The sequence below is a fragment of the Oscillibacter valericigenes genome (assembly GCF_016902445.1).
Classification (GTDB): domain Bacteria; phylum Bacillota; class Clostridia; order Oscillospirales; family Oscillospiraceae; genus Oscillibacter; species Oscillibacter avistercoris.
In genome coordinates, this window is record NZ_JACSNX010000040.1 from 1 (window position 1) to 9,068 (window position 9,068).

Here is a 9,068-nt window from a genome sequence, read left to right on the forward strand (position 1 = left end):
GCCCGTGTTGAACGCCGCGTCCGCCAGCAGCAGCGAAGCCGTCTTCGCGCCCTGGCCGCCGCGCCCGTGCCACCGGATCTCTACGATGTCTTTCATGCTTGATCCTCCTAATCAGAGGCTGGTCCACATCTTTCAATGCGGACCAGCCTTTTATAGATTTTCCGTGGTTTGTATTTGAAGCCTTGGTTTAATCGAAAACTTTCAGTGCGTTTTCGAAGTCTGCCGCCAGATCGTCCGGGTCTTCGATGCCGACAGAAACGCGGATCATCCCCGGCGTGATGCCCATTTTCCGGCGGGTCTCATCTGGAACGCCCATGTGAGATGACGTGACGGGATGACTCAGCGTTGTATGCAGGCCGCCCAAAGTCGGAGCGTACCTGGGGAACCGCAGGGCCAACATGAACTGGTCGATTTTTTCCAGATCCTCCGGCACGATGAAGCTCAGCATGGCGCAGTAGCCGTTTTTGCCGAACATCTGGTCCGCCAATTCCTTCTGGGGATAATCAGGCAGGCTGGGATGATTGACGCGGGAGACGTGTTTGTGGGCCGCCAGCACTTTCGCCAGCTTTTCTGCAGTGTGCATGGCCTGCGGCATACGGACGGACGCTGTATTGACGCCCCGCTGGATCAGCCAGGAACTAAAGGGGTCCCCCGGCGTGCCCAGCAGCATGGCCATGGGCTGGATCTTGTCGCACAGGGCGGATGTGGTCGTGATGGACCCTCCGATGGCATCGCTGTGGCCGTTTAGGAACTTCGTCAGACTGTTGATGACGATGTCGGCTCCGAATGTGATGGGCCGGATGGCGATGGGCGTTGTGAAGGTGTTGTCCACCATCAGCAGTGCTCCGTTCTGATGAGCCAGATCCGCTACTGCTCTCAGGTCCACCAGTGTCAGGGTGGGGTTGGAGAGTACCTCGGTATAGATGAGCTTGGTTTCCGGTCGAATGGCTTTCGCTATGTCCTCGTTGTTTTGGAAGTTCACAAAGCTGACCTCAACGCCGCACTTGCTCAACACCTTTGTCATGACCTCAAAGGTCTCGCCGTAAATATTGGAGTTACAGATCACATGGTCGCCGTGCTCCAGAAGGGTCATCAGGGTGCTGGTGATGGCACCCATGCCGGAGGAGAAGATCAGGGACTCCTCGCCGCCTTCCAGGCAGGAGATCACCTCGCCCAAGGCTGTGCGGTTGGGATTTCGGGTGCGCACATAGGTGTAGCCCTTGGTAGCATAGGTTTCCTGGACTTCCTTGAATCCGCGCATGGTGAAGGCAGTGGTCATAAAGCAGGGGATTGTCTCCGGCTTGAGGTCCATGCCGCAGACTTTTTCGCCGCGGTACAGCGCCTCCGTCGTATAAGAATAGTCAGGCATACTCTGGAAAACTCCTTTCTCAACTGTTCAAAAACGTCAGGGCAAAGCCGGTGAAATACTCCGCCGCCTGTTTCATGCAGTCCTCGTCAAGATCAAACCGTGGGTTGTGGTGGGGATAGAGCGGGATCTTTTCCGGGTTCCCGGCACCGATCTGTGCGTAGAGGATCGGCGCCTTCTGCGCGTAATAGGCGAAGTCGTCACATCCCGCATTGCGCTCCGTGCGGATCAGCGCATCCGCGCCGAACAGTTCCGCTGCCACAGCCTCCGACATCCGGGACAGCTCTGCGTCATTCACCACAGCCGGCAGGCCCGGCACAATCTCCACCTCCGCCTGGGCCCGATACGCCGCGGCGGTATTCTCCGCGATCCGTCGGATCGACGTCTCCAACTGGCCGATCAGATCGTTGTTGAAGTACCGGAGCGTTCCGGTCATGTACGCCTCTTCCGCGATGATGTTCTTCCCTGTCCCCGCTTCCAGTATGCCAATGGTGACCACTGCGGGATCATTGAAATTCAACTCCCGGCTAACCAGCGGTTGCAGATTCATGATGATGGCCGCTGCCGCCACAATGGCATCCACAGCCTGATACGGCATACCGCCGTGGCCGCCTTTTCCCTTGACTCGGATGTTCACGCTGGCGGACGCCGCCATTTTCCCTCCGGCCTCCACGCAGATCTTTCCGACCGGCAGATTGGTGAGAATGTGTGTGCCGATGATGGCGCCGCAGTCATCCAGATCCCCGCCGGCCATCATGGCCAGCGCGCCGCTGGGGAAGTACTCCTCCGCGGGCTGGAAGATCAGCTTGACCGTTCCGCGGAACTGGCTGCGGAGCTCCCAGAGTATCTTCGCCGTGGCCAGCAGCTCCGCCGCGTGGGCGTCATGGCCGCAGGCGTGCATGACGCCGTCATTCTGAGAGCGGTAGGGCACGTCGTTCCGTTCCTGAATGGGGAGGGCGTCGATATCTGCCCGGATTCCCAAGACCTTTCCCGGCTGTTTTCCCCGGATCACCGCGATCACGCCGGTCTCCGCCGGCCTGATATAGGGGATGCCCAGCTGCTCCAGCTGATCGATGATGTATTGGGTGGTCTCATGCTCCTGGTTGCTCAGTTCCGGATGCGCGTGGAATCTTCTGCGGGTCTGAACCGCGAAATCGAAGTTTTCCTCGGCCAGCCGCTTGATCTCCTGACAATTCATGGCTGCTCCTTTCCTGCCTCAGAACGGGCCGTAGCCCACCTGGGCACAGATGACGACAATGATGATGGATACCACGAAAATCACAAGGGTCAGGGGCAGATACCACTTGAACCACTTGCTGTAGGGCACGTTGCCCATAGCCAACGCTGCCATGGCAGCCGTCGGCCAGAACAGATTTGTGGGGCCATCGCCCAGCTGGTAAGCCAGGACAGCCGTCTGCCGGGTGATGTCCGCCATATCCGCCATGGGAACCAGCAGGGGCATCACAATTGCCGCCTTGCCGCTGCCGGAGGGGACCAGGAAATTGAAGAAAAAGGTGAACACGTAGATCACCGCGGCGGCCACGCTGGAGCTGGTCTTGTTAATCAGCAGAGAGGCGTAATACAGTACGGTGTCGATGACGTTGCCCTCTGTGAGGATCAGGATGATTGCCCGGGCAAAGCCCACCATCAGAGCCCCCATCAGGACCCCCTTGGCGCCGTCGGTAAAGCCCTGTGCCATCTCGTTGGGCTTCTTGCCGTCCACGGCAGCCACAACGATGGACATTCCCAGCAGATAACCGCCGATGGTGCTGCCCTCCCACCAGCCGAGGCCTACAATGCCGAAGATCAGGCCGCAGAAGCCCAGCAGCAGGACGGCCATGGTGAGCTTCTTGCGGGCCGTGAATCCGGCTGCGCTGTACTTACTCTCGATGCTCTCTTCCTCCGCAACCGCCACATTGTACATCAGACTGCGGGTGGGATCCTTTTTGATCCTGGCTCCGTACCAGAGGACATAGCCGATGGCAAGGGCCATCAGTACCACGTAGACGAGAAGCCGAACGCCGATACCGGAGAATAGAGGCAGCTCGGCGATCTGCTGGGCAATGCCGGTGGTGTACATATTCATGGGACCGGCGGTGAAGCCCATCATATTGGCCAGCATGACCATGGCAAAGCCCACGATCGCGTCATAGCCCATGGCCTTTGCCAGCATGATACACAGCGGGATGAATGCATAGCAGCTCTCCGACACACCCAGCATCGAGCCCATCAGAGAGAACAGAATCATGATGACCGGGATGATCAGCGCCGAAAAACGCCTCATTTTTTCAATGGAGCTTGCGATGCCGTATTCAATGACCCGGGTGGTGTTGATGATGCCGAACGCACCGCCGTACACCAGCACCATGGATACGATGCTGGCGGCGTCGATCAGCCCGTCCGGGATGGCCTGCAGCATTCCGAAAATGCTGACAGGCGTCTGCTCGATCTGCTGGTAGGAGCCGTCCTCCACCAGCGTGGTGTCGGTCGCCTCGTCCACATACCGGTTATAGGTTCCTGCCGGCAGGACATACGTCAGAACTGTGGCACAGACGATCATGATCAGGATCAGAACAAATACATGCGGGGCCCGTATCTGCTTTTTCTCTTTCATGGCGTGCTCTCCTTTTTCTCATATAGGATCGTGAGTTTGGCCAACTCCTTATATGAAACTTTAACATTACAGAGCAGTTCAGAGTCAATCCCGAAATCGAGAACATTTCCACAAAATCCACCGGCTGATTTTGTGATCATTCTCCTGTAAACGGACGCAAACCTTATAGCCCGCTATAGAGTCTCTCACTGGACTTTTATTGTGCTTGCTCCTATAATGAAATCCGTGGATCAGATCTGCAGCACTCTGAAGTTCGAGGGGAGCGTGTGGCATGAAAGACAGGAAAAATCAGTATTCCATCGGGGAAGTGGCCGCTCTTTTGAATATCTCGCCGCAGACACTGCGGTTCTATGATAAAAGCGGTGTGGTCGTGCCGGATTTCATCGACCAGAAGACAGGCTATCGATATTACAGCTACGATCAGATCAGCTATATCAGCCGGGTGAGATACCTCCAGCAGTTTGGATTCAGTCTGGAGGAGATCCGAAATGCACTGGCGTCCAATGACATCCGACAATTCCGCTCTTTTCTGCAGCGGCGTCGCGAGGACCTGCGGGCCAAGGCGGAGCACCTGACCGGCCTGCTGGAGGATCTGGACTGGTACATCGGGTATTACAGCTATCTGGAAAGCCACAACTTCAACGGCTTTCCCTACTATCAGCAGGAACCGGAGCGGTATCTCCTGGCCGAGCCCCTCCATCCGGACGAAGATATTTATGGAACCGCAGGAAAACGCCTGACAAAGTTGCAGCAGAGTCCCCTGTTCTCTCAGGCCCACTTTTTGCGGGCGCATGGATACATTCTGGATTTTTCTGCATTACTGTCCGGCAGAATTGTACCGACGCATTTCTTTGTCTATCTCCGGCAGCAGCTGCCGCAAAGCCATCCGAATCTGATGACCATTCCGGCTGCCCCGTTTCTCTGTGTACAGTCCAGAATTTTGGCCGAACCATTTGACGGAAGTTCCCTTCGCCGCTATTTTAAGGAGCCGCAGAAGCACCGCCTTGTTCTTGCCAACGAATATGAGGACAACTTCACTGCTTTTCAGGATTGCATCTATGAAATTCAAATCCAGGTCTAATTGCATCTGATATGAAAATGGAGTCTATTCCGTTCGCTTTCTGTGACACGATTTGCCTGTGGGAGGAGCCCCTGCTCCAATTACCTGGAACTTCTGCACATCAAGATTGATTATATATGATTTTCTATCCGTCAGCGCCCTATTGTGCCCGCAGAGATTGACCAAAATCCGCTCCTTTTCTCCATAAACAGATCCTGGCACAGATTTTCTATGCCAAAAGGCTTTCCAAGGTAAACGTCAAATAGAGAGATTCAAAAAATGCTCATAAAACAAAAAAAGAGGATTGACAAAAGCTTCAGTATAGAGTATAATCCCTATTGTTCTGTGCGGCGGGTGCGTTGTTCCGAAGGGCGAGAGCATCAATTAAGCATCAGAACTGTGAAGAACGAACCGCTATGGATTGGTAAGTGTTTGGGACGGTAGGGGAACGTTGTATAGGAAGTTGTTCTCCACAGCCACTCCAAAACCGCGTGCCGAGGGTTCGAATCCTTCTGCCCCTGCCATTAAAGTCTATACAACGGCAGTTGTATTTGATATAATCAGACGAGCCTACAAAATGGCCCGGTAGTTCAGTTGGTTAGAACGCTAGCCTGTCACGCTAGAGGTCGACGGTTCGAGCCCGTTCCGGGTCGCCATTTCTGCTGATATAGCTCAGTCGGTAGAGCGCATCCTTGGTAAGGATGAGGTCGCCAGTTCGAATCTGGCTATCAGCTCCAGAAAACACCTGAAATCCTTAGATTTCGGGTGTTTTTTGTTGCAAATTTTGACTATTTGAGTTGCAGAAAAATGCTGGCTTGAGGGATGACCCACACCGTGACCCACTTGCCGAAAGGAAACAATGGAGACAAGAGTACCGGGCAGGAGGGTTGCGCCTCCTGTCCGGCATTTTCTGATCTTGGTCTTCACAACATCTGCTCCATGAAGGCACCCATCGTGGCCGCTGCTTCGTCCTGTTTTTGTCGGGTGGCGTGGGTGTAGGTGCGGAGCGTGAATCCGGCGTCGTAGTGGCCCAGCATGCTGGATACCGTCTTGATGTCCACGCCGTTTTGCAGAGCCATGGTTGCGAAGGTGTGCCGCAGATCATGGAACCTGATGTGCTCCAGTCCGGCGTCTTTTAGAATTTTTTTGTGGAGGTTTACCACGCTGTCCGGGTAGTACATCTCCCCTGTCACTGGGGAGGGGAACAGGTATGGGTTGTCCGGGTGTTTCTCGTGCTCCTGGATCAGTAAATTCACCGCCGTCTGCGGGATCGACACCTGCCGGACGGAGGTCTCCGTTTTGGGCCTTGAGAGAGTCAGTTCTCCGTTCGGGTTTTTGATGTACTGTTTGCTGACGGAGATGGTGCGATTTTGTGTGTCCAAATCATCCCACCGCAGGGCCACCAGTTCCCCTTTCCGCAGGCCGCTGACCAGCTCCAGGTAGAACATGGGCAGAAGCCCCCTGGCGTTGGCCGCGTCCAGGTAGCTCTTGATGTGATCCGCAGGCAGGATTTTCATCTCAATCTTCTGCACCTTTGGCGCGATACAGTCCTCGGTGGGATTCCGAGGGATCAGCCGCTCTTTGACTGCCCGCTGGAAAGCACAGTGGAGCATCAGATGGACGCTGCGGACAGTCGTGCTGCTGAGCCCGGGATTTCCCTTGCCGTTTTTCCGGTTGACCCGGCCATTTTCCAACAGATCCTTGTAGAGCTTCTGCAGGTGCCGGGAGGTCAGCTTCTTTAGCTTGATGTCTCCGATGCGAGGGATGGTATAAGTTTCGATCATGAGCTGGTAGCGGTCAGCCGTTGCGACCCGGATATTGGGCTTAGCATAGAGCTCATACCAGGTCCGTAGCCAGGTAGCTACCGTGTACTCTTCGCTGCGGCTAACATCCAGCCCTTTCGTTTCTTCAATGGCGGCTTTCAGTTTCTCTTTGACCTCTGCCTGTGTCCTACCCAGTACGCTTTTCACGATCCGCTTGCCGGTTTTAGAGTCATAACCGGCGGAGTACCGACCTTCCCATCTGCCGTCCTTCCGTTTTCGGATATTTCCTTCGCCGTTGGCCCGTTTCTTTGCCATATTGATCGCCTCCCTTTCAACGACACAACATACCACAGAAAAGCGAAATAGCCAGGGGAAACGCCGATAGTTATCAGTTTGTTAAGAAAGGGCTGCCGCTGGTAGCCCTTTTTCTTTGAATAGCGTATCAAATTTTGACCTGGGGACACCTCATCTTCGCCCCCTCTGTGGCCCGCTTTTCTTCTTCCTCCTCGAAGGAATAAGGCTCGATTTCTCCTGCAATCCCCATGCCCAGCTGAAACCCAGCGATGAAGGATGCCAAAGAGGTCTCTTCCCGCAGTTCGTTCTCCAAATCTGCCAGCTGCAGCAGGGTCTCCTGATCTTGCTGGCCTAACCTCGCTTTGATTTCTCTGTATACCTGATCCAATTCCTCCCGGACTTTTTGAAGCTCCGGCTCCCGGCAGAACCTTGCGTGCAGGGCTCTCATGTAGTCGTACATCGTGCCGCCTCCTTGTCAGCGACTCAACATACCACGATGCGGCCCCAATAGCCAGGGGAACTGGCATCTGTTATCAAAAAAGTAACAACATGGCCGCTTGGCCGGAAGCCTTATCTTTGTTTTATGCGGTGCAAATTTTGAGCTGAAAAATCAGGCCCCGGGATATCCCGGGGCCTGATCCTGTTCAGAGCAGCTTCTGCCCTTCCTCTGGTTCCGCTTCCTGGCGGCTCATGCGGTGCCGCCGCTCCTTTGCCCACGCTTTGCGGTCCATGTGGGCGGGGAGGGTTGTGCTGTCCTGCACCGGCATCTGCTGCTCGCTGCTCTCCAGACGGGCCAGGAGGTGGATGATCTGCCCGGTTACAGCAGCACCCGCCACATCAGGACACTGACCATTGCTGACACGATGCCCGACGCCAGGATCGTCAGCAGGATTTTCCCCTGGAAGCGGGCCGAGACCTCGTCCCAATTCCGGCGGAACTGGGCTTCCAGTTCGGAGAGTTTCCTCATAAATTCGTCGCGCCGCCTCCCATCCTGTTGGTGTTCCACCTTTATTGCCTGGACCGTCTGTTCCAGGTCCCGGCAGATCCTCTGATGGATGCTGTTGATCTGATTCAGCCAGTCCGCCAGCTGCTGGCCTGTGGCCAGTTCCTTCAGATTTTCCTTGGTGGCCAATGTCGCCATATCCGCCTGGATGGTCTCCTGTAAGGCCAGGGTCCTCCGCAGGACTTCCTCCAGCCGCTCCACCGTCGTTATCGGCATGGTGTAGAGGACGTTTGGCTGTTGATCGGTCAGCGTAGGCGGCGTCCGCTGTTTCAGCCTGTCCAAAGTGGTGTTGCGCTGCGCGTTGCCGGATTCGAAACTCATCTTCTATCTTCTCCTTCCTGAATTTTTCCTCGTGGAGCTTGTCGTCCCGGCACCGCATTCCAGCGGGGGTGATGTAGGTGATGCTTCTCCGGCCTTCCTCCCACCGGGCATCGTAGCCCCGGCGCCGCAGCTCGTCCAGAAACTCCTCCCGGCTGCCGGCGCGTTCCATGGCCGCCTCGATCACCGCAATCAGCTGAAACTTCCAGCTCTGTCCCCGCATGGCACTGCGATACTCCCCCGGCCGGAGTCCCTTGACCTGTTTCTTCTGGCGGTACGGCTTCAGGGTGGTCAGCCCATGCTCCCGGCAGATTTGGTCGCTGACCAGCCGCATCCGCTCCAAGGTCCGGGGGGTGAAGTGGAGCTTTTCCCCGGTGTCCGGCTTCACGGAGTTCACCACCAGGTGGGAGTGGAGATGCGCCCGGTCGATGTGGGTAGCCACCAGCACTTCGCAGTCGGGGAAGAACCGCTCCGCCAGCTCCTGGGCGATCTGGTGGGCCTCCGCCGGTGTGACGCGCTCCTGGGGCGGAAAGGACTGGACGTAGTGATAGAACCAGGTGCCGCTGGCCTTGCCATACAGGTTTTTCGTGGCCAGGAAGCTCTGATAGGCCAGATCCGCCATGCAGTTGACCCCGGTGAGATAGCGGGTG

General features: G+C 56.1%; 7 protein-coding genes, 2 tRNA genes and 1 pseudogene. 3 read left to right on the forward strand and 7 right to left on the reverse strand.

Going from position 1 to position 9,068, the window contains the following annotated elements; translation table 11 throughout:
* The 4 genes and pseudogenes from H9X91_RS14505 to H9X91_RS13710 all read right to left on the reverse strand — a co-directional run.
* Positions 1 to 96: pseudogene (locus tag H9X91_RS14505) on the reverse strand (pyruvate synthase); the annotation flags it as partial.
* 91 nt (positions 97 to 187) lie between these two features.
* Entirely contained in the window at positions 188 to 1,369 is a 1,182-nt protein-coding gene (locus tag H9X91_RS13700) for an aminotransferase class I/II-fold pyridoxal phosphate-dependent enzyme (RefSeq protein WP_204805810.1), read from the reverse strand.
* 19 nt (positions 1,370 to 1,388) lie between these two features.
* Positions 1,389 to 2,564 carry a M20 metallopeptidase family protein gene (locus tag H9X91_RS13705; RefSeq protein WP_204805811.1) on the reverse strand — a complete coding sequence of 392 codons (1,176 nt, stop codon included), beginning with the start codon at positions 2,562 to 2,564 and terminating at the stop codon, positions 1,389 to 1,391.
* 18 nt (positions 2,565 to 2,582) lie between these two features.
* Complete coding sequence (locus H9X91_RS13710) at positions 2,583 to 3,980, reverse strand: YfcC family protein (protein ID WP_204805812.1); 1,398 nt, start codon at positions 3,978 to 3,980, stop codon at positions 2,583 to 2,585.
* Positions 3,981 to 4,251: 271 nt separating this feature from the next.
* Between H9X91_RS13710 and H9X91_RS13715 the strand changes: the two genes are divergently transcribed.
* The 3 genes from H9X91_RS13715 to H9X91_RS13725 all read left to right on the forward strand — a co-directional run bounded on the left by H9X91_RS13715 (position 4,252) and on the right by H9X91_RS13725 (position 5,777).
* Positions 4,252 to 5,061: a MerR family transcriptional regulator gene (locus H9X91_RS13715; protein WP_204805813.1), complete on the forward strand. Its 810-nt coding sequence runs from the start codon at positions 4,252 to 4,254 to the stop codon at positions 5,059 to 5,061.
* A 558-nt stretch (positions 5,062 to 5,619) separates the two neighbouring features.
* Positions 5,620 to 5,696: transfer RNA gene (locus tag H9X91_RS13720), tRNA-Asp, on the forward strand.
* Between the two features lie 5 nt (positions 5,697 to 5,701).
* Positions 5,702 to 5,777: transfer RNA gene (locus H9X91_RS13725), tRNA-Thr, on the forward strand.
* 186 nt (positions 5,778 to 5,963) lie between these two features.
* Here H9X91_RS13725 and H9X91_RS13730 read toward each other — a convergent pair.
* The 3 genes from H9X91_RS13730 to H9X91_RS13740 all read right to left on the reverse strand — a co-directional run.
* The gene (locus H9X91_RS13730; protein ID WP_204805814.1) at positions 5,964 to 7,118 is read right to left on the reverse strand and encodes a tyrosine-type recombinase/integrase; all 1,155 of its coding nucleotides are present in this window, start codon (positions 7,116 to 7,118) and stop codon (positions 5,964 to 5,966) included.
* Between the two features lie 127 nt (positions 7,119 to 7,245).
* Positions 7,246 to 7,557, reverse strand: a complete 312-nt coding sequence (locus H9X91_RS13735; RefSeq protein ID WP_204805815.1) for a DUF6809 family protein — start codon at positions 7,555 to 7,557, stop codon at positions 7,246 to 7,248.
* A 184-nt stretch (positions 7,558 to 7,741) separates the two neighbouring features.
* Positions 7,742 to 9,068 (reverse strand): relaxase/mobilization nuclease domain-containing protein (locus H9X91_RS13740; RefSeq protein ID WP_204805816.1); only part of this gene is annotated, 1,327 nt, incomplete at its 5' end.

Excerpts from the sequence above, each read along its gene's own strand:
- H9X91_RS13700 (WP_204805810.1), bottom strand. The coding sequence starts at position 1,369 with ATGCCTGACTATTCTTATACGACGGAGGCGCTGTACCGCGGCGAAAAA.
- H9X91_RS13735 (WP_204805815.1), bottom strand. The coding sequence starts at position 7,557 with ATGTACGACTACATGAGAGCCCTGCACGCAAGGTTCTGCCGGGAGCCG.
- H9X91_RS13710 (WP_204805812.1), bottom strand. The coding sequence starts at position 3,980 with ATGAAAGAGAAAAAGCAGATACGGGCCCCGCATGTATTTGTTCTGATC.
- H9X91_RS13705 (WP_204805811.1), bottom strand. The coding sequence starts at position 2,564 with ATGAATTGTCAGGAGATCAAGCGGCTGGCCGAGGAAAACTTCGATTTC.
- H9X91_RS13730 (WP_204805814.1), bottom strand. The coding sequence starts at position 7,118 with ATGGCAAAGAAACGGGCCAACGGCGAAGGAAATATCCGAAAACGGAAG.
- H9X91_RS13715 (WP_204805813.1), top strand. The coding sequence starts at position 4,252 with ATGAAAGACAGGAAAAATCAGTATTCCATCGGGGAAGTGGCCGCTCTT.